Genomic DNA, 23418 nt, shown 5'->3' on the forward strand with positions numbered 1-23418 from the left:
CCGCCGAGTTCGAGTGCGCCACCCGCATCGCGGCGCCGCCCGAGGCGGCGTTCGACGCCTCGTGCGACATCGATCTCCACCTCGAGTCGATGCGGTCGAGCGGCGAGCGGGCCGTCGCCGGCGTCACGTCCGGGCGGATCGGGCCGGGGGAGCAGGTCACCTGGCGCGCCCGGCACTTCGGGGTCCGCTTCCGGATGACGAGCCGCATCACCGCGTACGAGCGCCCCCACCGCTTCGTCGACGAGCAGCTGCGCGGGCCGTTCGCGGCGTTCCGCCACGAGCATCGCTTCGAACCGGTGGACGGCGGCACCGTGATGCGCGACCAAGTGCGGTTCCGAGCGCCGTTCGGGCCTCTCGGCCGCCTCGTCGAACCCGTGCTCGGGCGGCATCTGCGGCGACTCATCGAGGAGCGGAACCGGCACGTCGCCGCCGCCGCGGAGCGGGCCGCGGCGGACCTCGACTGAGCCGCACGACGCGCCCGGCCGGCGGGCGACCGCACACTGGTGCCGGTGGTGGGGGTCGAACCCACACGCCCTTTCGGGCAAAGCATTTTGAGTGCTCCGCGTCTGCCATTCCGCCACACCGGCCAGAGGCCTCGCTCAGAATACCGTAGGCTTTCTGGCGTGACTGACACCGAATCAACCCAGCCCGCACCGCGTCGCGTGGTCGTGGCCGAAGACGAGTCGCTCATCCGCCTCGACATCGTCGAGATCCTGCGGGACAACGGCTACGAGGTCGTCGGCGAGGCGGGTGACGGCGAGACCGCCGTGCAGCTCGCGACGGAGCTGCGGCCCGACCTGGTCATCATGGACGTGAAGATGCCGCAGCTGGACGGCATCTCGGCCGCCGAGCGGCTCTCGAAGGGGCACATCGCCCCGGTCGTGCTGCTCACCGCGTTCAGCCAGAAGGAGCTCGTCGAGCGCGCCAGCGAGGCCGGTGCCCTCGCCTACGTCGTGAAGCCGTTCACCCCGAACGACCTGCTGCCCGCGATCGAGATCGCCCTGGCCCGCCACGCGCAGATCATCGCGCTCGAGGCGGAGGTCGGCGACCTCGTCGAGCGCTTCGAGACCCGCAAGCTCGTCGACCGCGCCAAGGGCCTGCTGAACGAGAAGATGGGCCTCACCGAGCCCGAGGCGTTCCGCTGGATCCAGAAGGCCTCCATGGACCGCCGCCTCACCATGCGCGACGTCTCGCAGGCGATCATCGAGCAGCTCTCCGCCAAGAAGTGACGCGAGAACGTCCGGCCGACGGCCGGGCGTTCCCTCCGACTCAGGATGCCCCGACGGCCACGTGCCGGCGGGGCATCCGCCGTTTCCCCGTGCGCGCCGCTCCGCGCCGCCGACGACGGACTTCGGGTGTCGGCGGCCGCTTGTAGGCTGTCCGAGTGACGGACGCAGCAAAGCCCACCCTCCTCGTCGTCGATGGCCACTCGCTGGCCTTCCGAGCCTTCTACGCCCTGCCGGTCGACAGCTTCCAGACCCGCGACGGGCAGCACACGAACGCCATCCACGGCTTCCTGTCGATGCTGCTCCTGCTGCTGCAGAACGAGAAGCCCACCCACCTCGCGGTCGCGTTCGACAAGTCGCGCGTCTCGTTCCGCACGCGCGAGTACGAGGAGTACAAGGGCAACCGCGGCGAGACGCCGATCGAGTTCAAGGGCCAGGTGCCGATCCTGCAGGAGGCGCTGAAGGCGCTGAACATCACGACCCTCGAGAAGGACGACTTCGAGGCCGACGACATCCTCGCGACGCTCGCCGCCCGCGGCCAGGCCGAGGGGTACCGCGTGCTGCTCGTCTCCGGCGACCGCGACACCATCCAGTTGGTGAACGACGACGTCACCCTGCTGTACCCGAACACCCAGGGCGTGTCGCAGCTGAAGCGCTACGACCCCGAGGCGGTCGTCGAGCGCTACGGCGTGCCGCCCCAGCAGTACCCCGAGATCGCCGCCCTCGTCGGTGAGACGAGCGACAACCTGCCCGGCATCACGAAGGTCGGCGAGAAGACCGCGGTCAAGTGGCTGAAGCTCTACGGCGATCTCCAGGGCATCCTCGACCACATCGACGAGGTCAAGGGCGTCGTCGGCGACAACCTGCGCCGCGAGCGCGAGAACGCGATCCGCAACCGCAAGCTCAACCGCCTCGTCACCGACGTCGAGCTCGAGCTCGAGCTGGCCGATCTCGAAGCCCGGCCGATCGACGAGGACGCCGTGCACGAGCTGTTCGGCCGACTCGAGTTCAAGACCCTGCTCGATCGCGTCATGAAGATCGCCCGCGGCGAGACCAACGGCGCCGCGCGCGCCGCCGCGGCCCCCGTCGAGCGCGAGCCCGCCGTCGCGGCTCCCGTGCCCACGCGACCCGTGGGCGAGGAGCTGGCGGCCTGGCTCGAGCAGGCGCAGCAGGCGGCGCCGGCCGGGCTCGGGCTGCACGTCGAGACCGCGGGCGGCGAGGTGGCGACGATCGGCGTCGCCACGGCCGACGCTTCGATCGAGCTGCCGTGGCAGGCCGGACATGCCGAGTTCGGTCCGTTCGAGGCCTGGCTGGCGAGCGACGCGCCCAAGATCATGACCGACGCGAAGGCGCAGCTGAAGGCGCTCATCCGTGGCGGGCTCTCCGTCGACGGCCTCGTCGTCGACCCGCTGCTCGCGGCCTGGCTCGTGCGGCCGAACCTCACCGAGAAGAATCTGATCGAGCTCGTCGATCGGTACCTCGGCGAGACGGTGCCCATCGGCGACCCCTCGCAGCTCGTTCCCGAAGAGGGCAGCGACTCGGGAGCGCCCGAGTTCGCCTGGTACTCGGTGCGGCTCGCCCCGCTCGTGCTCGCCGCCCTCGACGAGGGCCCGCGCCGCGTGCTCGCCGAGATCGAGATGCCGCTCGTGCCGGTGCTCGCCGCGATGGAGCTCCGCGGCGTCGCGGTCGACCACGAGGCGCTCGCCGCCCTGTCCGCCGAGCTGGGGGAGCGCGCCGCCGGGCTCGCCGCCGCGGCCTACGCCGAGATCGGCCGCGAGGTGAACCTCGGTTCGCCGAAGCAGCTGCAGGAAGTGCTCTTCGACCAGCTCGGCATGCCGAAGACCCGCGCCACGAAGACGGGCTACACGACCGACGCGGGGGCGCTCGCCGATCTCCAGGAGTCGAACCCGCACCCCTTCCTCGGCCTGCTGCTCGAGCACCGCGATGCCACGAAGCTGCGGCAGATCGTCGAGTCGCTCGACAAGTCCATCGCCGCGGATGCGCGCATCCACACCACGTACGGGCAGATCGGCGCGGCGACCGGTCGCATGTCGTCGAACGACCCGAACCTGCAGAACATCCCGATCCGCACCGAAGACGGCCGGCGCATCCGTGTCGCGTTCCGCCACGGCGCCGAGTACACCGAACTGCTCACCGCCGACTACTCCCAGATCGAGATGCGCATCATGGCGCACCTCTCCGGAGACGCCGGGCTGATCGAGGCGTTCAACGCGGGCGAAGACCTGCACCGCTTCGTCGGCGCGCGCATCTTCTCGGTCGATCCGGCCGACGTGACGCCGCTCATGCGCACCAAGGTCAAGGCGATGTCCTACGGTCTCGCGTACGGCCTCAGCGCATTCGGCCTGTCCAAGCAGCTGCGCATCGACCGCGCAGAGGCGACCCAGCTGATGAAGGACTACTTCGAGCGCTTCGGCGCCGTGCGCGACTACCTCCGCGGCGTCGTCGAGCAGGCGAAGATCGACGGCTACACCGAGACGATCTTCGGCCGCCGCCGCCCGTTCCCCGATCTGAACAGCCCGAACCGGGTGCTGCGCGAGAACGCCGAGCGGGCCGCGCTCAACTCGCCGATCCAGGGCTCGGCCGCCGACATCATCAAGGTCGCCATGACCGGCATCGAACGCGACGCCCGCGAGCGCGGGCTCGCCTCGCGCATGCTGCTGCAGGTGCACGACGAGCTCATCTTCGAGGTCGCCGCAGGCGAGAGCGACGAGCTCGAGGGCATCGTGCGCGCCCGCATGGCGAACGCGGCCGAGCTGCTCGTCCCGCTCGACGTGCAGGTCGGGCGCGGCGCGAACTGGGACGACGCCGCGCACTGAGCCCCGGGCGTCGGCACCCGGGCTCTCGTCCGGGTGTCGCTGCCTGCGCGGTCGGCCGGGCGGCGGCTAGGCTCGGCCCATGGCAGAACGCGCGCAGACCGAGATCGATCGAGTCGCGGAGGGCTGGGTCGACACGCTCGTCGACCTCGACCCGACCGTCGGCACCTATATCGGCCGCAGCGAGGCCGACGACCGGCTGCCCGACTACTCGCCGGAGGGCCACGAACGGGCGAGCGAGGCGACGCGTGCGGCGCTGTCGGCGCTGCGGGCCGCACCGGTCGTCGACGACGTCGACCGGGTCACCCGCGACGATCTCGGCAGCGAACTGGAGCTCGCGCTCGAACGCGACGCCGCCCAGCTGCACCTTCGCGACCTGAATGTCATCGCGAGCCCGGCGCAGGAGATCCGCGAGGTGTTCGACCTGATGCCGACCGCGTCGCTCGACGACTGGTCGCGGATCGCGACCCGACTCGCCGCGGTGCCCGAGGCCATCGGCGGCTACGCCGAGACCCTCCGCGAGGGCATCCGCCGCGGCGTGGTGCCGGCGGCGCGCCAGGTCCGGGAGGTCGCCGCGCAGGCGCGCCGCACGGCGGCGAGCGACGGCTTCTTCGCGGACTTCGCCTCCTCGGCGAACGCCGACGGCAGTGCGCTGCCCGACTCCCTGCAGCAGGATCTCGAGCGTGCCGCGAGCGCCGCCGCCGAGGCGTACCGCGGCCTCGCCGAGTTCCTCGAGGGGGAGCTCGCCCCGGCCGCGGGGCAGAGCGACGGGGTGGGCCGGGAGATCTACGCGCTCCAGTCCCGCCAGTTCCTCGGCGCGGTCGTCGATCTCGACGAGACCTACGAGTGGGGCATCGAGGAGCTCGCGCGGATGGTCGCCGAGCAGGAGTCGATCGCCCGCGAGATCGTGCCGGGCGGCGGGGTGCGCGAGGCGATCGCCGCGCTCGAGGCCGACCCGAGCCGCAAGCTCGTCGGCACCGAGGCGCTGCAGCGCTGGATGCAGGAGACGAGCGACCGCGCGGTGGCCGAGCTCGGCGCGAGCCAGTTCGACATCCCGGAGGAGATCCGCACCCTCGAGTGCATGATCGCTCCGACTCAGGAGGGCGGCATCTACTACACGGGCCCCACCGACGACTTCTCCAGGCCCGGGCGGATGTGGTGGTCGGTGCCCGAGGGCGTCACCGAGTTCGACACGTGGCGCGAGCTCACGACCGTGTATCACGAGGGCGTCCCCGGGCATCACCTGCAGATCGGGCAGGCGGTCGTGAACCGGGGCACGCTGAACCTCTGGCGCCGGCAGCTGGCCGGCACCTCCGGTCACGCCGAGGGCTGGGCGCTCTACGCGGAGCGGCTCATGGAGGAGCTCGGCTACCTCGACGACCCGGCGGACCGGCTCGGCATGCTCGACGGGCAGCGGATGCGCGCCGCTCGCGTCGTGCTCGACATCGGCGTGCACCTCGGCAAGCAGCGGCCGGACGGGGAGGGCGCCTGGACGGGCGACTACGCCTTCGAGTTCATGGGCCGGAACGTCGCGATGAACGACGGCTTCATCACCTTCGAGGTGAACCGCTACCTCGGCTGGCCGGGGCAGGCGCCGTCGTACAAGGTCGGGCAGCGCATCTGGGAGCAGCTGCGCGACGAACTGCGCCGCCGTGAGGGCGCCGACTTCGACATCCGCCGCTTCCACAGCCGGGCGCTCGCGCTCGGCGGCGTCGGGCTCGACACGCTGCGCTCCGCGCTGCTCGGGTGACCGAGGAGCCCGGCCGCCTGGGCCGCGTCGTCGTCGGGGGAGCGAGCGGCTTCCTCGGCCGGGCGATCGTCGCGCACGCCCGGCGTGCCGGCCGCGAGCTCGTCACCATCGGCCGGGGCGACGCCGATCTGGGCTGGCACGACGCCGACGGCATCGCGAGGGCGGTCGACGGTGCCGCGCTCGTCGTCGGTCTCTCGGGCAAGAGCGTCGACTGCCGGTACACGGCGGCGAACCGCGCCGAGATCCTCGACTCCCGACTGCGGACGACGGCGGCGCTGCACCGGGCGATCGGGCGGGCCGAGCGTCCGCCCGCGCTCTGGGCGAACTCCTCGACGGCGACGATCTACCGGCACGCCGAGGACCGGGCGATGACGGAGTCGGCCGGGGAGCACGGCGAGGGCTTCTCCGTCGCGGTCGCCGGGGCGTGGGAGGCCGAGCTCTTCTCCGGCGCGCTGCCCGGCACCCGGCGGGTCGCGCTGCGCACGGCGATCGTGCTCGGTCGCGGCGGGGCGCTGGCGCCGCTCGTCCGTCTGACCAGGCTCGGGCTGGGCGGGCCGCAATACGACGGCCGCTGGCCGGTGTCGGCGGACCGTCGTGCGGCGGGCACGGCACATCACTTCCGCCCGACCAAGGGGCGCCAGTGGTTCAGCTGGATCCACCTCGACGACGTGGTCCGGGCGATCGACTTCCTGGAACTGCACGCCCTCGAGGGGCCGGTGAACCTGAGCTCGCCGAACCCGGTGCAGAACCGTGAGCTGATGGCGACCCTGCGGCGCATCGTCGGGGTGCCGTTCGGCGCGCCGCAGCCGCGCTGGCTGCTCGAGCTCGGCGCCGCGATGATCGGCACGGAGACCGAGCTGGTCCTGAAGAGCCGCCGGGTGGTTCCGGAGCGGCTCGAGGCCGCGGGGTTCCGATTCGCGTATCCCGAGCTCGAGCCGGCGCTGCGCTCGGTCGTGCGAGGCCCGGCGGGCGGGCGCGAGCGGGGGAGCGGGACGGCCGCATTGCCCCGCCCGTCCGAAATCGGTTAGGATGGGACGTCACTCGTGTGACATTCCTGTCCGCATGCCCATCGCGGAACACACACACGCTCTACCTTCGCGACGGGCCCGATATTGTCCATTCGGAGCAATTACTTCATGACAACCGCAACGACCAAGGCGCCCAAGCAGGTCGCGATCAACGACATCGGATCTGCTGACGATTTCCTCGCCGCGGTCGAGAAGACGCTCAAGTTCTTCAACGACGGCGACCTCATCGAGGGCACTGTCGTCAAGATCGACCGCGACGAGGTCCTCCTCGACGTCGGGTACAAGACCGAGGGTGTCATCCCCTCGCGTGAGCTTTCCATCAAGCACGACGTCGACCCCAGCGAGGTCGTCGAGGTCGGCGACACCGTCGAGGCCCTCGTTCTCCAGAAGGAGGACAAGGAAGGCCGCCTGATCCTGTCGAAGAAGCGTGCGCAGTACGAGCGCGCGTGGGGCGACGTGGAGAAGATCAAGGAGTCCGACGGCGTGGTGACCGGTTCGGTCATCGAGGTCGTCAAGGGCGGCCTGATCGTCGACATCGGCCTCCGCGGCTTCCTCCCGGCGTCGCTCATCGAGCTCCGCCGCGTGCGCGACCTCACCCCGTACCTCGGCCAGGAGCTCGAGGCGAAGATCCTCGAGCTCGACAAGAACCGCAACAACGTGGTCCTGTCGCGCCGTGCGCTGCTCGAGCAGACCCAGTCGGAGTCGCGCTCGACCTTCCTCGCCAACCTGCACCCGGGCCAGATCCGCAAGGGTGTCATCTCCTCGATCGTCAACTTCGGTGCGTTCGTCGACCTGGGCGGCGTGGACGGCCTCGTGCACGTCTCCGAGCTCTCGTGGAAGCACATCGAGCACGCCAGCGAGGTCGTCGAGGTCGGCCAGGAGGTCACCGTCGAGGTGCTCTCCGTCGAGCTCGACCGCGAGCGCGTCTCGCTCTCGCTCAAGGCGACGCAGGAAGACCCGTGGCAGGTCTTCGCCCGCACCCACGCGATCGGTCAGGTCGCGCCGGGCAAGGTCACGAAGCTGGTTCCGTTCGGTGCGTTCGTCCGCGTCGCAGACGGCATCGAGGGCCTCGTGCACATCTCGGAGCTGTCGGGCAAGCACGTCGAGCTGGCCGAGCAGGTCGTGTCGGTGGGCGAAGAGGTCTTCGTCAAGGTCATCGACATCGACCTCGAGCGTCGCCGCATCTCGCTCTCGCTGAAGCAGGCGAACGAGGGCGTCGACCCCGAGGGCACCGAGTTCGACCCGGCGCTCTACGGCATGCTCACCGAGTACGACGAGCAGGGCAACTACAAGTTCCCGGAGGGCTTCGACCCCGAGACGAACGAGTGGAAGGAAGGCTTCGAGGCCCAGCGCGAGAAGTGGGAGCAGGACTACGCTGCCGCCCAGGCTCGCTGGGAGGCGCACAAGAAGCAGGTTGCTGCTTCGCTCGCCGCTCAGGCCGCCGACGACTCGTTCTCGGCCGGTGGCGCGTCCTACTCGAGCGAGACCGCCGGCGCGGGCACCCTCGCCGACGACGCCTCGCTCGCGGCGCTCCGCGAGAAGCTCTCGAGCAACAACTGATCGTTCCTGCGATCACCGGAAGGCCGGCTCCCTCGGGAGCCGGCCTTCCGCCGTTCCGGGGACCGGATCAGGCGGATGCGTCGGGCTCCGGCCGGGTGCGCGCCGACCGGCGTCTGCGCCGGCGACGGACGAGCCAGACGGTCGCGGCGATCGCGGCCGCGATCGCCAGGAGCACGAGGATCGGCGCCAGCACGGCGGCGACGACGATGAGCACGCTCCCGGCATCCTCGGCGGTGCTCGCGATCGGCGCGGCGACGCCCGCGGTCGCCGCGTTCAGGATCGGGCGGGCCCCGGCCTTCAACAGATGCACGAGCAGCGCGAGCACGACGCCCACCGCGATCGGCACCCACTGCTGCGTGGCGAAGAAGGTCTCGGGGTCCGTGACGGCGACGGTGCTCGCGCCCAGGCCCGAGCCGAAGGCGATCCCGCCCGCGGTCGGGCGAACGACCGTCTGCACGACGTCGTTGACGGTGTCCAGCCCCGGGACCTTGTCGGCCAGGAACTCCACGACGAGCAGCACCAGGAGGATGAGCAGCACCCACTCGTTCGCCAGCCACGACCAGGCGGGCGGGAGCTCGACGAGGCCGGTGAAGCGGTCGAGCGCGCCGAGGAGCACGAGCGGGATCCACGCGTTGAGGCCGGCCGCGAGCGCGAGCCCGGTGGCCGTCAGCAGTTCCAGCATGCGGCCTCCTTCCGCCGGCACGAGTCTCGCACGGCTAGAGTGAGGCTGTGTACCTGATCGGCCTCACCGGCGGCATCGCGTCCGGCAAGTCCACCGTCGCCCGGCGTCTCTACGAGCACGGCGCCGTGCATCTCGACGCCGACCAGCTCGCGCGCAAGGTCGTGGAGCCCGGCACGCCGGCGCTCGCGGCGATCGCCGAGACCTTCGGCCCCGAGGTGCTCCGCGCCGACGGCTCGCTCGACCGGGAGCGTCTCGGCGGCATCGTCTTCGGCGACGACGCCGCGCGGGCGAAGCTCAACGCCATCGTGCACCCCGCGGTGCGCGAGCTCTCGGGCCGCCTGATCGCGAAGGCCGAGGCCGAGAACCCAGACGCCGTCGTGGTCTACGACGTGCCGCTCCTCGTCGAGGCGAACGTCGACCATCCCTTCGACCTCGTCGTCGTGACCGACGCCCCGAAGCGTACCCAGGTCAAGCGGCTCGTCGAGCAGCGCGGCCTCGATCCCTTGCAGGCCGAGGCGCGCGTGGACGCGCAGATCGACCGCGAGGCGCGGCTGAAGGTCGCCGACGTCGTGATCGACACCGACGGCTCGCTCGGCCACACGATGAGCCAGGCCGACGCGCTCTGGTCGCGGGTCACGTCGGAGCTCGCGGCGCGCTGATCGGGTTCGCCCTGCGCGAAGGGATGCCTCGAGCCGGCCGTCGTGTCGGTGGCCGAACCTAGACTTGACGGCATGGAATCCACCCGCTCCGTGCGCCCGTTCGAGGTCGTCAGCGAATACCAGCCGAGCGGCGATCAGCCGCAGGCGATCGCCGAGCTCGCGGCCCGCATCAACGCGGGTGAGACCGACGTCGTGCTGCTCGGCGCGACCGGCACCGGCAAGTCGGCGACCACGGCGTGGCTCATCGAACAGGTGCAGCGGCCGACCCTCGTGCTCGCCCACAACAAGACCCTCGCCGCGCAGCTCGCGAACGAGTTCCGCGAGCTCATGCCGCACAACGCGGTCGAGTACTTCGTCTCGTACTACGACTACTACCAGCCTGAGGCCTACGTGCCGCAGACCGACACCTTCATCGAGAAGGACTCGTCGATCAACGCCGAGGTCGAGCGGCTGCGCCACTCCACGACGAACTCGCTGCTGTCCCGGCGCGATGTGGTCGTCGTCTCCACCGTGTCGTGCATCTACGGTCTCGGTACGCCGGAGGAGTACCTGAACGCGATGATGCCGCTGCAGGTCGGCCAGCGCGTCGACCGCGACTGGCTCATCCGCAAGTTCGTCTCGATGCAGTACCAGCGCAACGACGTCGACTTCTCCCGCGGCAACTTCCGCGTGCGCGGCGACACGATCGAGATCATCCCGGTGTACGAAGAGCACGCGATCCGCATCGAGATGTTCGGCGACGAGATCGAGGCGCTGTACAGCCTGCACCCGCTCACCGGCCAGGTCATCCAGAAGCTCGACGCCGTCCCCGTCTTCCCCGGTTCGCACTACGTCGCCTCGACCGACGTCATGCAGCGGGCGATCGGCACCATCCGCGACGAGCTCGACGAACGGCTCGTCGAGCTCGAGCGCGAGGGCAAGCTGCTCGAGGCGCAGCGGCTGCGCATGCGCACCACGTTCGACCTGGAGATGATGGAGCAGATCGGCTTCTGCTCGGGCATCGAGAACTACTCGCGGCACATCGACGGGCGCTCGGCGGGCGAGCCGCCGCACTGCCTGCTCGACTACTTCCCCGACGACTTCCTCGTCGTCATCGACGAGTCGCACGTCACCGTTCCGCAGATCGGCGCCATGTACGAGGGCGATTCCTCGCGCAAGCGCACCCTCGTCGAGCACGGCTTCCGGCTCCCGAGCGCGCTCGACAACCGCCCGCTGAAGTGGGACGAGTTCAAGCACCGCATCGGCCAGTCGGTCTACCTCTCGGCGACGCCGGGGCGCTACGAGCTCGGCATCGCCGACGGCGTGGTCGAGCAGATCATCCGTCCGACCGGTCTCGTCGACCCCGAGATCGTGGTCAAGCCCTCGAAGGGGCAGATCGACGATCTGCTCGAAGAGATCCGGGTGCGCGCCGAGCGCGACGAGCGCGTGCTGGTGACGACGCTCACGAAGAAGATGGCCGAGGAGCTCACCGACTTCCTCACCGAGGCCGGAGTGCGGGTCCGGTACCTGCACTCCGACGTCGACACCCTCCGGCGCGTCGAACTGCTCACGGAGCTGCGCGCCGGCGTCTACGACGTGCTCGTCGGCATCAACCTGCTGCGCGAAGGCCTCGACCTCCCCGAGGTCTCGCTCGTCGCGATCCTCGACGCCGACAAGGAGGGCTTCCTGCGCTCCTCGACCTCGCTCATCCAGACCATCGGTCGTGCGGCGCGAAACGTCTCCGGCCAGGTGCACATGTACGCCGACGTCATGACCGACTCCATGACGAACGCCATCGAAGAGACCAACCGGCGTCGCGAGAAGCAGATCGAGTACAACCGGGTGAACGGCATCGATCCGCAGCCGCTGCGCAAGCGGATCGCCGACATCACCCAGGTGCTCGCGCGCGAGGAGGCCGACACCGCGGCGCTCCTCGCCGGCCGTGACGCGAAGAAGACCTCGCCCGTGCCGAACCTCCGTCGCGAGGGCATCGCCGCCGAGGGCGCGAACGACCTCGAGAGCCTCATCCGCGACCTGAACGGGCAGATGCTCGAGGCGGCGGGGGAGCTCAAGTTCGAGCTCGCCGCTCGCTTGCGCGACGAGGTCTCCGAGCTGAAGCGCGAGCTGCGGCAGATGGAGAAGGCCGGCCACCTCGGCTGATCGGCGCAGGCCATCCACGCCTGATTCGAACGTGTGTTCGCCCACAGCGCAGCCGTCGGGGGAGGAGTGTCGGTGGTCGTCCCTAGACTCGTAGGGTGCCAGTTTCACGTCTCGATGCCCACTCCCGACTGAGCGTTCGTGGTGCCCGCGTGCACAATCTCCACGACGTCGATGTCGAGATCCCGCGCGACGCGATGGTCGTCTTCACCGGGCTCTCCGGCTCGGGCAAGTCGTCGCTCGCGTTCGACACGATCTTCGCCGAGGGGCAGCGTCGCTACGTCGAGTCGCTGTCCGCGTACGCCCGCCAGTTCCTGGGGCAGGTCGACCGGCCCGACGTCGACTTCATCGAGGGGCTGAGCCCGGCCGTCTCCATCGACCAGAAGTCGACCAACCGCAACCCGCGGTCCACCGTCGGCACGATCACCGAGATCTACGACTACATGCGCTTGCTCTGGGCGCGCATCGGCGTGCCGCACTGCCCCGTCTGCGGTGAGCGCATCCAGCGTCAGACCGTGCAGCAGATCGCCGACCAGCTCATGGAGCTCGCCGACGGCACGCGCTTCCAGGTGCTGAGCCCGGTCGTGTCGAAGAAGAAGGGCGAGTTCGTCGACCTGTTCCGCGAGCTGGCCGCACAGGGCTTCTCGCGCGCGGTCGTCGACGGCGAGGTCATCCGCCTCGACGAGCCGCCGAAGCTCAAGAAGCAGGTCAAGCACGACATCTCGGTCGTCGTCGACCGGCTCGTCTCCTCGCCCGAGATCCTGGGCCGGCTCACCGACTCGCTCGAGACCGCACTGCGCCTGACCGACGGGCTCGTGCAGATCAACTACGTCGACGAAGACGGGCCCGAGGCCTGGCAGACCTTCTCCGAGAAGCTCTCCTGCCCGAACCAGCACCCGATCCAGCTGACCGAGATCGAGCCGCGCACCTTCTCGTTCAACGCTCCGTTCGGTGCCTGCCCCGAGTGCTCCGGCCTCGGCACCCGCATGTCCGTCGACGAAGAGCTCCTGCTCGGCGACCCGGCGCTGTCCATCGCCGAGGGCGTCATCCTGCCGTGGACCTCGCAGGGCAAGAGCCTCTACAACTACTACGAGAAGCTGCTGTCCGGCCTCGCCCGCGACCTCGACTTCTCGCTCGACACCCCGTGGGAAGAGCTCGCGCCCGAGGCGCGCGCGGCGGTGCTCCGCGGCGACAACTTCGAGGTCAAGGTGCGCTGGCGCAACCGCTACGGCCGCGAGATGAGCTACACCTCGGGCTTCGAGGGCGTCGTGCCCTACATCGAGCGGCAGTACGTGCAGGCCGAGACCGACCAGCAGCGCGCCCGCTGGGCCGAGTACCTCCGCGAGGTGCCGTGCCCGGTCTGCGACGGCAATCGCTTGAAGCCCGAGGTGCTCGCCGTGCACATCCACGAGCGCAGCATCGCCGAGGTGTGCCGGCTGAGCCTCACCGACGCCCGCGCCTTCATGGACAAGCTCGAGCTCACCGACCGCGAGCAGGCGATCGCCGCGCAGGTGCTGCGCGAGATCAAGCTCCGGCTCGACTTCCTGATCCGGGTCGGGCTCAGCTACCTCGACCTGGCGCGCGCCGCGGGCACGCTCTCCGGCGGCGAGGCGCAGCGCATCCGGCTCGCTACGCAGATCGGCTCCGGGCTCACGGGCGTGCTCTACGTCCTCGACGAGCCGAGCATCGGCCTGCACCAGCGCGACAACCGGCGGCTCATCGACACGCTCATCGCGCTCCGCGACCTCGGCAACACCCTCATCGTCGTCGAGCACGACGAGGACACCATCCGCACCGCCGACTGGATCGTCGACATCGGCCCGGGCGCCGGCGTGAACGGCGGCACGGTCGTGCACTCGGGCAGCTACGTCGAGCTGCTCGCGAACACCGACTCGCTGACCGGCGACTACCTCTCCGGTCGCAAGGAGATCGCGATCCCCGAGTCCCGTCGGCCCGTCGACCCCGAGCGCATGATCACGGTCGAGGGCGCCGCGGCGAACAACCTGCGCAACGTCGACGTGCGCTTCCCGCTCGGCACGCTGACCGCGGTCACCGGCGTCAGCGGCTCCGGCAAGTCCTCGCTCGTCAACGACATCCTCTACCGGGTGCTCGCGAACCGGCTCAACGGGGCGCGCAAGGTGCCGGGCAAGCATCGGCGCGTGAGCGGCCTCGAGCACCTCGACAAGGTCGTGCACGTCGACCAGGCGCCGATCGGGCGCACGCCCCGGTCGAACCCCGCCACCTACACGGGCGTGTTCGACCGCATCCGCACGCTGTTCTCCGAGACGGCCGAGGCCAAGGCGCGCGGCTACCTGCCGGGCCGGTTCAGCTTCAACGTCAAGGGCGGCCGCTGCGAGGCGTGCTCGGGCGACGGCACGATCAAGATCGAGATGAACTTCCTGCCCGACGTCTACGTCGCGTGCGAGGTCTGCGGCGGCAAGCGATACAACCGCGAGACCCTGCAGGTGCACTACAAGGGCAAGAACATCGCCGAGGTGCTCGAGATGCCGATCAGCGAGGCGGCCGAGTTCTTCGAGCCGATCTCCGCGATCCACCGCTATCTCAAGACCCTCGTCGACGTCGGCCTCGGCTACGTGCAGCTCGGCCAGAGCGCGACGACCCTCTCGGGCGGTGAAGCGCAGCGCGTCAAGCTCGCCACCGAGCTCCAGCGCCGCTCGAACGGCCGCAGCGTGTACGTCCTCGACGAGCCGACCACCGGCCTGCACTTCGAAGACGTGCGGAAGCTGCTGAAGGTGCTCGGCAAGCTCGTCGACAAGGGCAACTCGGTCATCGTCATCGAACACTCGCTCGACGTGATCAAGTCGGCCGACTGGATCATCGACCTCGGCCCCGAGGGCGGCTCCGGCGGCGGTCAGATCGTCGCCACGGGCACGCCCGAGCAGGTCGCCGACGTCGAAGAGAGCCACACCGGCTTCTTCCTGCGCGAGATCTTCGAGGCCCAGGCCGCCGTCGAGCAGCCCACCGCTCGGCGGGCGGCCGGCTAGGCGATGGCCGGCACCGTCCCGTACCGGCCGAAGGCCGGGGAGATCCCGACCTCGCCGGGGGTGTACCGCTTCCGCGATGCGGAGCGGCGGGTGCTCTACGTCGGCAAGGCCAAGAACCTCCGGGCCCGGCTGTCGAACTACTTCGCGCCGCTGCACACCCTGCACGAGCGCACGCGGCGGATGGTGACCACGGCGGCCTCGGTCGAGTGGACCGTCGTGCGCAGCGACGTCGAGGCGCTGCAGCTCGAGATCACCTGGATCAACGAGTGGAAGCCGCCGTTCAACGTGCGCTTCAAGGACGACAAGTCCTACCCGTACCTCGTGGTGACGCTCGGCGACGAGGCGCCGCGGGCGATGGTCTCGCGCAAGCGAGGCATCCCGGGGGCCAGGTACTTCGGCCCGTACCCGAAGGTGTGGGCCGTGAGCGAGACGCTCGAGATCCTGACGAAGCTGTTCCCGATCCGCACGTGCAAGGACAGCGACTACCGGCGCGCCATGGCGAGCGGCAAGCCGTGCTTCGCCGGGCAGATCGGCCGCTGCTTCGGGCCCTGTTCGGGCAAGGTCACGATCGAGGAGCACCGGCAGAACGTCGACCGTTTCGTCGCGTTCATGCAGAACCAGGACACGGCGATCCTCGGCGACCTCGAGCGGGAGATGCGCGAGGCCGCTGCGGCGCAGGACTACGAGACGGCCGCGCGCCGCCGCGACCAGCTCCAGGCTGCGCGCGAGTTCTTCGAGAAGAGCGCGATGGTGCTCGGCGAGAAGGTCGACCTCGATGTCTTCGGCATCGACCACGACGAGCTGCAGGCGGCCGTGCAGATGTTCGCGGTGCGCGGCGGCCGGGTGCGCGGCGTCCGCTCGTGGACCGTCGACAAGGAGCTCGACGTGCCGCTCGGCGAACTCGTCGACGTCGTCCTGCAGAACGCGTACGCCGACGAGCTCCGCCCGCCGGGCGAGGTGATCGTGCCGGTGCTGCCCGACGACGCCGAGGCGGTCGAGGCGTGGCTCGGCGATCACGCCGGCCGCAAGGTGCGCCTGCGCGCCGCCCAGCGCGGCGACAAGGCGGCGCTGCTGGCGACCGCCGAGCAGAACGCCAAGCAGAACCTCATGCTCTACAAGACGCGTCGCAGCGCCGACTTCACGACGCGCTCGCGCGCGCTCGAGGACATCCAGGAGGCGCTGGGCATGGCGGATGCCCCGCTCCGCATCGAGTGCTACGACGTCTCGCACCTGAGCGGCACGAACATCGTCGCCTCGATGGTCGTGTTCGAAGACGGCCTGCCGCGCAAAGACCAGTACCGGCGGTTCACGATCCCGAACTCGACCGACGACACCGATTCGATCCACCAGGTGCTCACGCGGCGCCTCGCCTACCTGCGCGACACGGGGGAGCCGACGACGGATGCCGCAGACGATTCGTCTGTGGCTGCCGGCACCGTCGGCGAGCTCGGCGTCGATCCGAGCGACGCCGACGCCGTGGTCGAGCCCGCGCGGCGCAAGAAGTTCGCCTACCCGCCCAATCTGCTCGTCGTCGACGGCGGGCAGCCGCAGGTGGCCGCCGCCGAGCGGGCGCTGCGCGAGTCGGGCGTGCAGGGCATCTACCTCTGCGGCATCGCGAAGCGCCTGGAGGAGATCTGGACCCCCGAGTCCGACTTCCCGGTGATTCTGCCCCGCAACAGCGATGCGCTCTTCCTGTTCCAGCGCATCCGTGACGAGGCGCACCGCTTCGCGATCACGCATCAGCGCCAGCGCCGCAAGCGCGACATCGGCACGGTCCTCGCCGAGATCCCGGGCCTCGGGCCCGCCCGCGTGAAAGAGCTGCTCCGGCACTTCGGCTCGGTGGCGCGCCTGAAGGGGGCCACGCCGAGCGAGATCGCCGAGGTGAAGGGCATCGGGCCGGTCCTCGCGGAGACGGTGCACGGGCATCTACAGACCGTGCGCGCCCCCGCGCCCCGGTAGGCTGGAGCTTCAGAAACGAAGGGGGCGGCCGGCTGATGGCAGACGAGACGGAGCACCAGGAGATGCTCATCGTCACCGGGATGAGCGGAGCCGGTCGATCCACCGCCGCGAACGCCCTCGAAGACCTCGGCTGGTACGTCGTCGACAACCTCCCGCCGCAGATGCTCCGGCCCCTCGTCGAGCTCGTCGAGCGGGCCGGCAACTCGCTTCCCCGCATCGCCGCGGTCGTGGACATCCGCGGCCGCGACTTCTTCTGGGAGCTGCAGGAGATCATCCAGGCGCTCCGAACGGGCGTGAACGTGCGCGTGATGTTCCTCGACGCCACCGACGCCGCGCTCGTCCGGCGCTTCGAATCGGTCCGTCGTCCGCACCCGCTGCAGGGCGACGGCACGCTGCTCGACGGGATCGGCGCGGAGCGGGCCAGGGTTGCGGCGATCCGGGAGTCGAGCGACTTCGTCGTCGACACCTCCGACCTGAACATCCACCAGCTCGCGACGCTCGTCACCGACACCTTCGCCGAGGCCGATCGGGCGGGGCTCCGGGTGACGGTGCTGAGCTTCGGCTTCAAGTACGGCATCCCGACCGATGCCGACCACGTGGCCGACGCGCGCTTCCTGCCGAACCCGTTCTGGGAGCCCGAGCTGCGGGCGCTGACGGGGGAGGACGAACGGGTCTCCGGCTACGTGCTGGGGCAGCCGGGGGCGATGGAGTTCATCGACGCCTACGCGGCGGCGCTCGCGCCCGTCCTGGCGGGGTATCAGCGCGAGAACAAGCGACACGCGACGGTCGCGATCGGCTGCACCGGCGGCAAGCACCGCTCGGTCGCGATCGTGCGGGAGATCGCCGGGCGACTCGGGCAACTGCCAGGGGTCGCCGTCAGTATCAAAGACCGCGACCTCGGACGAGAATGATCCTCGGGGGAGCGGCGGCAACAACGGAAGATTGGGAACCACGTGGCATTGACGGCTGATGTGAAGGAAGAGCTGGCTCGCGTCGAAGTCGCGAAGACGAGCGTCAGGGCCGCTGAGCTCGCCACGATCCTGCGTTTCGCGGGCGGGCTGCACATCATCTCGGGTCGCATCGCGATCGAGGCCGAGCTCGACTCACCGACCCTCGTGCGTCGGGTCACCCGCGACCTCGCCGAGCTCTACGGGGTGCGCCCCGACGTCTCGGTCTCGGCGGCCGGCGGCGTGCGCCGCGGCAACCAGTACCTCGTCCGCGTGCTCGAGGGCGGCGAGACGCTCGCCAGGCAGACCGGCTTGCTCGATGCCCGGCGCCGGCCGGTGCGCGGCCTGCCGAACCGCCTCACCACGGGCTCGCGCGACGAGGTGGCGGCGGTCTGGCGCGGGGCGTTCCTCGCGAGCGGCAGCCTCACCGATCCCGGCCGCTCGGCGGCTCTCGAGATCACCTGCCCCGGCAATGAGACCGCGATGGCGCTCGTGGGCGCCGCCGGACGGCTCGGCATCGCGGCGAAGGCCCGCGAGGTGCGCGGCGTGCACCGGGTCGTGGTCCGCGACGGCGAGGCGATCAGCGCCATGCTCCAGGTGATGGGCGCGAGCGGCACCGTCCGCAACTGGGAGGAGCTCCGCCAGCGGCGCGAGGTGCGCGCCACCGCGAACCGCCTCGTGAACTTCGACGACGCGAACCTCCGGCGCTCGGCGCAGGCCGCGGTCGCCGCGTGCGCGCGCGTCGAGCGCGCGATGGAACTGCTCGGCGACGACATCCCCGACCACCTGAAGTACGCGGGCGAGCTGCGCCTCGCGCACCGGGACGCCAGCCTCGACGAGCTCGGCCACCACGCCGATCCGCCGATGACGAAGGACGCGGTCGCGGGGCGCATCCGCCGCCTCCTGGCGATGGCCGACAAGCGGGCGGCCGACCTCGGGGTGCCCGGCACGGAGGCGAGCCTGCCCGCCGACCTCGACGAGGTGTGACGTCAAGGCCCGGCCCCGGTCGGGCCTTCGGGCATAGACTCGGAGAGGCCGAGGTTGGACCAGGCAGAGGCCCGGACGACCCCGGCATCTGACAAGGAGAAGCAATGGCTGACTACACCCTCCCGGATCTTCCGTACGACTACGCGGCGCTCGAGCCGGCGATCAGCGGTCGCATCATGGAGCTGCACCACTCGAAGCACCACCAGGCCTACGTGACCGGCGCGAACACCGCGCTCGCGCAGCTCGCCGAGGCGCGCGAGACGGACAACCTCGCCAACGTGAACAAGCTCGAGAAGGACCTCGCGTTCAACCTCGGCGGACACGTCAACCACTCGATCTTCTGGACGAACCTCTCGCCCGAGGGCGGCGACAAGCCGAGCGGCGAGCTCGCCGCGGCGATCGACGACCACTTCGGCTCCTTCGACGGGTTCCAGAAGCACTTCACCGCCACGGCGCTCGGCGTGCAGGGCTCCGGCTGGGCCGTGCTCGCGTGGGACTCGATCGGGCAGCGCCTGATCATCGTGCAGTTCTTCGACCAGCAGGCGAACTTCCCGGCCGGCATCGTGCCGCTGCTGATGCTCGACGTGTGGGAGCACGCGTACTACCTGGACTACCAGAACGTGCGCGCCGACTACGTCAAGGCGTTCTGGACCATCGTGGACTGGGCGAACGTGCAGAAGCGCTGGCAGGCGGCCACCGAGAAGACCGCGGGCCTGCTGCTACTGTCGTAGCGGATGGGTGTCCCCGGACCTGGTCCGGGGACACCGCCGTCCGTGCCTCATCCTTCCCAAACGGCGCGTTCGCGCCCAGTCCAATCAGGAGACCTTCCCGTGTCCGTCAAGATCGGCATCAATGGATTCGGCCGCATCGGCCGTAACTTCTTCCGCGCAGCGCTCGCCCAGGGCGCCGACCTCGAGATCGTCGCGGTCAACGACCTCACCGACAACAAGACCCTCGCTCACCTGCTGAAGTACGACTCGATCACGGGTCGCCTCGACGCCACCGTGGAATACGACGATGAGAACCTCATCGTCAACGGCACCAAGATCAAGGCCTTCGCGGAGCGCGACCCCGCGAACCTGCCCTGGGGCGAGCTCGGCGTCGACATCGTCATCGAGTCGACCGGCTTCTTCACCAAGGCCGCCGACGCGCGCAAGCACCTCGAGGCCGGTGCCAAGAAGGTGCTGATCTCGGCCCCCGCGACCGACGAGGACGCGACCTTCGTGATCGGCGTCAACGAGCAGGACTACGACCCCGAGACGCAGCACATCATCTCGAACGCGTCGTGCACCACCAACTGCCTCGCCCCGCTCGCCAAGGTCTTCAACGACGCCTTCGGCATCGAGCGCGGCCTGATGACCACGGTCCACGCGTACACCGCCGACCAGAACCTGCAGGACGGCCCGCACAAGGACCTGCGCCGCGCCCGCGCCGCGGCGATCAACATCGTGCCGACCTCGACCGGCGCCGCGAAGGCCATCGGCCTCGTGCTGCCCGAGCTCGTCGGCAAGCTCGACGGCTTCGCGCTCCGCGTCCCGGTGCCCACCGGCTCGATCACCGACCTCACGGTCACCGCCTCGCGCCCGGTCACGGTCGACGAGGTGAAGGCCGCGTACAAGGCCGCCGCCGAGGGCCCCATGAAGGGCATCCTGAAGTACACCGAGGACGAGATCGTCTCGAGCGACATCGTCTCCGACCCGCACTCGTCGATCTTCGATGCCGGCCTCGTGCGCGTCATCGGCGACCAGGTGAAGCTCTCCAGCTGGTACGACAACGAGTGGGGCTACTCGAACCGCCTCGTCGACCTCGCCGAGTACGTCGGCGAGCGTCTCTGATCCGGCTGACCGCCGGCGACCGAAACGGAGCACAGTGACTCTGCGAACCATCGATTCCCTCGGTGAGCTCGCCGGCAAGCGCGTCGTCGTCCGATGCGATCTCAACGTCCCCCTGGACGGCGAGACGATCACGGACGACGGCCGCGTGCGGGCCTCGCTGCCGACGCTGAACGCCCTGCTCGCGCAGGGCGCCCGCGTCGTCGTCATCTCCCACCTGGGCCGGCCGAAGGGCGAGCCGGAGGCGAAGTACAGCCTCCGGCCCGTGGCCGCTCGTCTTGGTGAGCTGCTCGACGCGCCGGTCGGCTTCGCCTCCGACACGGTCGGCGAGGACGCTCAGGCGAAGGTCGCCGCGCTCGGCGACGGCGAGGTGCTCGTGCTGGAGAACCTCCGCTTCAACGCGGGGGAGACCGCGAAGGACGACGCGGAGCGCCGGGCCTTCGCCGAGCAGCTCGCGGCGTTCGCCGACGTCGTCGTCTCCGACGGCTTCGGCGTCGTGCACCGCAAGCAGGCGAGCGTCTACGAGCTCGAGCAGCTGCGGCCGAGCGCCGCCGGTCTTCTGATCGCGGCCGAGCTCGAGGTGCTCGACCGGCTCACCGAGACGCCCGAGCGGCCGTACACGGTCGTGCTCGGCGGTTCGAAGGTGTCCGACAAGCTCGGCGTGATCGCGCACCTGCTGCCCCGGGTCGACACCCTGCTCGTCGGCGGCGGCATGCTGTTTACGTTCCTCGCCGCCCAGGGGCACAAGGTCGCCTCGAGCCTGCTCGAGGCCGATCAACTCGACACGGTCCGCGGCTACCTCGCCGAGGCCGCCGAGCGCGGCGTCGAGCTCGTGCTGCCGAGCGACGTCGTCGTCGCGGCCTCGTTCTCGGCGGACGCCGAGCACGTGGTGACTGCCGCCGACGCCATCGAGGAGACGCCGTTCGGCTCTGCCGGGCTCGGTCTCGACATCGGCCCCGAGACGGCGGCCGACTTCGCGGCCCGCATCCGCGGCTCGAAGACGGTGTTCTGGAACGGCCCGATGGGCGTGTTCGAACTGGCGCCCTTCGCCGCCGGCACCCGTGCCGTGGCCGAGGCGCTCACCGAGGTCGACGGCCTGAGCGTCGTCGGCGGCGGCGACTCCGCCGCCGCGGTCAGGCAGCTGGGCTTCGACGACGCCCAGTTCGGTCACATCTCCACGGGCGGGGGCGCGAGCCTCGAGTTCCTGGAAGGCAAGCAACTCCCCGGACTGGAGGTCCTCGGATGGCAGTGAAGCGCACCCCGTTCATCGCGGGCAACTGGAAGATGAACCTCGATCACCTGCAGGCGATCGCGTTCGTCCAGAAGCTCGCCTGGAGCCTCGCCGACGCGAAGCACGACTACGCGGACGCCGAGGTGGCGGTGTTCCCGCCGTTCACCGACCTTCGCTCGGTGCAGACCCTCGTCACGGCCGACTCCCTGCCCATCGGCTACGGCGCGCAGGACCTGTCGAAGCACGACTCCGGCGCGTACACGGGCGAGATCTCGGGCGCGTTCCTCAAGCAGCTCGACTGCGGCTACGTCATCATCGGCCACTCGGAGCGGCGCACGCTGCACGCCGAGAGCGACGAGGACGTGAACGCCAAGGTGATCGCCGCGCACCGCCACGGCCTCGTGCCGGTGCTCTGCGTCGGTGAGACGGCGGAAGATCTGGAGGCCCACGGCGCGAGCGCCGTTCCGGTCGCGCAGCTCCGTCGCGCGCTCGAGGGCGTGGATGCCTCGAAGGGGCTCGTCGTCGCGTACGAGCCGGTCTGGGCGATCGGTTCCGGTCAGGCCGCGACGCCGGCGCAGGCCGAGCAGGTCGCGGCCGCGCTCCGCGCGGTCCTGGCGGAGCTCGCCGGCGACGAGGTCGCGCAGGCCACTCGCATCCTCTACGGCGGGTCGGTGAAGGCCGCGAACATCGCGGCGTTCCTGCGCGAACCGAACGTCGACGGCGCCCTCGTCGGCGGTGCGAGCCTCGACATCGACGAGTTCTCGGCGATCGTCCGCTTCAAGAAGCACGTCGGCGCCTGATCGGGTGCGGCCCGGGGCGCCGACGCGCTCCCGGGCCGCCGCCCGGCTATACTCGATTGTCGGCACCGACCAGTCCGTCGTGCCCGGAAAGGTTTCACCGTGGAGATTCTCCAGGTCGTCCTGCAGGTCCTGCTCGGCCTTACGAGCCTGCTGCTGACCCTGCTCATCCTGCTGCACAAGGGTCGCGGTGGCGGCCTCTCCGACATGTTCGGCGGCGGCGTGACCTCCAACCTCGGCGCCTCCGGCGTCGCGGAGCGCAACCTCAACCGGATCACGATCATCCTCGGCCTCGTCTGGGTGACCTGCATCGTGGTGCTCGGCCTCATCACCAAGTTCGAAGCGGGCATCTGATGGTCTCGGGAAACAGCGCAATCCGCGGCTCGCGCGTCGGCGCCGGCCCCATGGGCGAGCAGGACCGCGGCTTCCACGCCGACCGCGTCGCCGTCAGCTACTGGGACGCCCAGGGCAACGAGACGGTCCGCTACTTCGCGGCGAACCTCCCCGACGAGGAGATCCCCGAGGTCATCGACAGCCCCTCGACCGGCCTCCCCGCCGGCCGCGACAAGGCGAACCCGCCGTCGCTGTCCAAGGCCGAGCCGTACAAGACGCACCTCGCCTACGTGAAGGAGCGCCGCACCGAGGAGGAGGCGGCCGCCCTGCTCGAGGAGGCCCTCCAGCAGCTCCGCGCGCGCCGCGGCACGAGCGCGCCCGAGTAACCCCGGCACGCTCCGGCACCCGACGCAGAACGGCGGGCGGATCCATTCGGATCCGCCCGCCGTTCT

19 protein-coding genes and 1 tRNA gene are annotated in these 23418 nt (G+C 70.3%); 18 read left to right on the forward strand and 2 right to left on the reverse strand.

From position 1 onward, the window contains the following. On the forward strand, nt 1–464 hold a 464-nt coding region (locus tag IEY71_RS09405), incomplete at its 5' end, for an SRPBCC family protein (protein WP_373292253.1). Between the two features lie 37 nt (nt 465–501). On the opposite strand, the gene IEY71_RS09410 is transcribed toward IEY71_RS09405, so the two are convergent. Continuing rightward, nucleotides 502–587 (reverse strand) — tRNA-Leu (locus IEY71_RS09410). 36 nt (nt 588–623) lie between these two features. Here IEY71_RS09410 and IEY71_RS09415 point away from each other — a divergent pair. From IEY71_RS09415 to rpsA, 5 genes are all read left to right on the forward strand, one after another. Beyond that, the gene (locus tag IEY71_RS09415; protein ID WP_189084931.1) at nt 624–1229 is read left to right on the forward strand and encodes an ANTAR domain-containing response regulator; all 606 of its coding nucleotides are present in this window, start codon (nt 624–626) and stop codon (nt 1227–1229) included. A 155-nt stretch (nt 1230–1384) separates the two neighbouring features. Continuing rightward, entirely contained in the window at nt 1385–4063 is a 2679-nt protein-coding gene (gene polA / locus IEY71_RS09420) for a DNA polymerase I (protein WP_189084932.1), read from the forward strand. A gap of 79 nt (nt 4064–4142) precedes the next feature. Continuing rightward, nucleotides 4143–5810: a DUF885 domain-containing protein gene (locus IEY71_RS09425; protein ID WP_189084933.1), complete on the forward strand. Its 1668-nt coding sequence runs from the start codon at nt 4143–4145 to the stop codon at nt 5808–5810. After that, on the forward strand, nt 5807–6838 hold the full coding sequence (locus IEY71_RS09430; RefSeq protein WP_189084934.1) for an epimerase: 1032 nt from the start codon (nt 5807–5809) through the stop codon (nt 6836–6838). Before IEY71_RS09425 ends, IEY71_RS09430 begins: the two co-directional genes overlap by 4 nt. A 108-nt stretch (nt 6839–6946) precedes the next feature. Next, on the forward strand, nt 6947–8398 hold the full coding sequence (gene rpsA, locus IEY71_RS09435) for a 30S ribosomal protein S1 (protein WP_189084935.1): 1452 nt from the start codon (nt 6947–6949) through the stop codon (nt 8396–8398). 67 nt (nt 8399–8465) lie between these two features. Here the strand turns inward: rpsA and IEY71_RS09440 are convergent, their stop codons facing one another. Continuing rightward, complete coding sequence (locus tag IEY71_RS09440; protein WP_189084936.1) at nt 8466–9080, reverse strand: DUF4126 domain-containing protein; 615 nt, start codon at nt 9078–9080, stop codon at nt 8466–8468. Between the two features lie 47 nt (nt 9081–9127). On the opposite strand from IEY71_RS09440, the gene coaE reads away from it, so the two are divergent. From coaE to IEY71_RS09500, 12 genes are all read left to right on the forward strand, one after another. Then, nucleotides 9128–9739 (forward strand): dephospho-CoA kinase, encoded by a 612-nt coding sequence (gene coaE / locus IEY71_RS09445; RefSeq protein WP_189084937.1) that lies wholly within the window; start codon nt 9128–9130, stop codon nt 9737–9739. Nucleotides 9740–9811: 72 nt separating this feature from the next. Continuing rightward, nucleotides 9812–11878, forward strand: coding sequence for an excinuclease ABC subunit UvrB (uvrB, locus tag IEY71_RS09450; protein ID WP_189084938.1), 2067 nt, complete (start codon nt 9812–9814; stop codon nt 11876–11878). A 95-nt stretch (nt 11879–11973) separates the two neighbouring features. Continuing rightward, a complete protein-coding gene (gene uvrA / locus IEY71_RS09455) occupies nt 11974–14880 on the forward strand; it encodes an excinuclease ABC subunit UvrA (RefSeq protein WP_189084939.1) in 2907 nt (968 codons plus the stop codon). A gap of 3 nt (nt 14881–14883) precedes the next feature. Continuing rightward, nucleotides 14884–16839, forward strand: coding sequence for an excinuclease ABC subunit UvrC (uvrC, locus tag IEY71_RS09460; RefSeq protein WP_189084940.1), 1956 nt, complete (start codon nt 14884–14886; stop codon nt 16837–16839). Nucleotides 16840–16874: 35 nt separating this feature from the next. Then, nucleotides 16875–17750 carry an RNase adapter RapZ gene (gene rapZ / locus IEY71_RS09465; RefSeq protein WP_189084941.1) on the forward strand — a complete coding sequence of 292 codons (876 nt, stop codon included), beginning with the start codon at nt 16875–16877 and terminating at the stop codon, nt 17748–17750. Between the two features lie 42 nt (nt 17751–17792). Next, the gene (whiA, locus tag IEY71_RS09470; protein WP_189084942.1) at nt 17793–18773 is read left to right on the forward strand and encodes a DNA-binding protein WhiA; all 981 of its coding nucleotides are present in this window, start codon (nt 17793–17795) and stop codon (nt 18771–18773) included. Between the two features lie 104 nt (nt 18774–18877). Next, on the forward strand, nt 18878–19504 hold the full coding sequence (locus IEY71_RS09475; RefSeq protein ID WP_189084943.1) for a superoxide dismutase: 627 nt from the start codon (nt 18878–18880) through the stop codon (nt 19502–19504). A 99-nt stretch (nt 19505–19603) separates the two neighbouring features. Next, a complete protein-coding gene (gap, locus tag IEY71_RS09480; RefSeq protein ID WP_189084944.1) occupies nt 19604–20608 on the forward strand; it encodes a type I glyceraldehyde-3-phosphate dehydrogenase in 1005 nt (334 codons plus the stop codon). 34 nt (nt 20609–20642) lie between these two features. Further along, a complete protein-coding gene (locus IEY71_RS09485; protein WP_189084945.1) occupies nt 20643–21857 on the forward strand; it encodes a phosphoglycerate kinase in 1215 nt (404 codons plus the stop codon). Beyond that, complete coding sequence (gene tpiA / locus IEY71_RS09490) at nt 21848–22636, forward strand: triose-phosphate isomerase (protein WP_189084946.1); 789 nt, start codon at nt 21848–21850, stop codon at nt 22634–22636. The genes IEY71_RS09485 and tpiA overlap by 10 nt, the downstream gene beginning before the upstream one ends. Nucleotides 22637–22735: 99 nt before the next feature. After that, complete coding sequence (secG, locus tag IEY71_RS09495) at nt 22736–22987, forward strand: preprotein translocase subunit SecG (RefSeq protein WP_189084947.1); 252 nt, start codon at nt 22736–22738, stop codon at nt 22985–22987. Beyond that, nucleotides 22987–23352: an RNA polymerase-binding protein RbpA gene (locus IEY71_RS09500; RefSeq protein WP_189084948.1), complete on the forward strand. Its 366-nt coding sequence runs from the start codon at nt 22987–22989 to the stop codon at nt 23350–23352. Before secG ends, IEY71_RS09500 begins: the two co-directional genes overlap by 1 nt. Nucleotides 23353–23418: the final 66 nt, after the last annotated feature.

Source organism: Agromyces mediolanus, assembly GCF_014648575.1.
Classification (GTDB): domain Bacteria; phylum Actinomycetota; class Actinomycetes; order Actinomycetales; family Microbacteriaceae; genus Agromyces; species Agromyces mediolanus.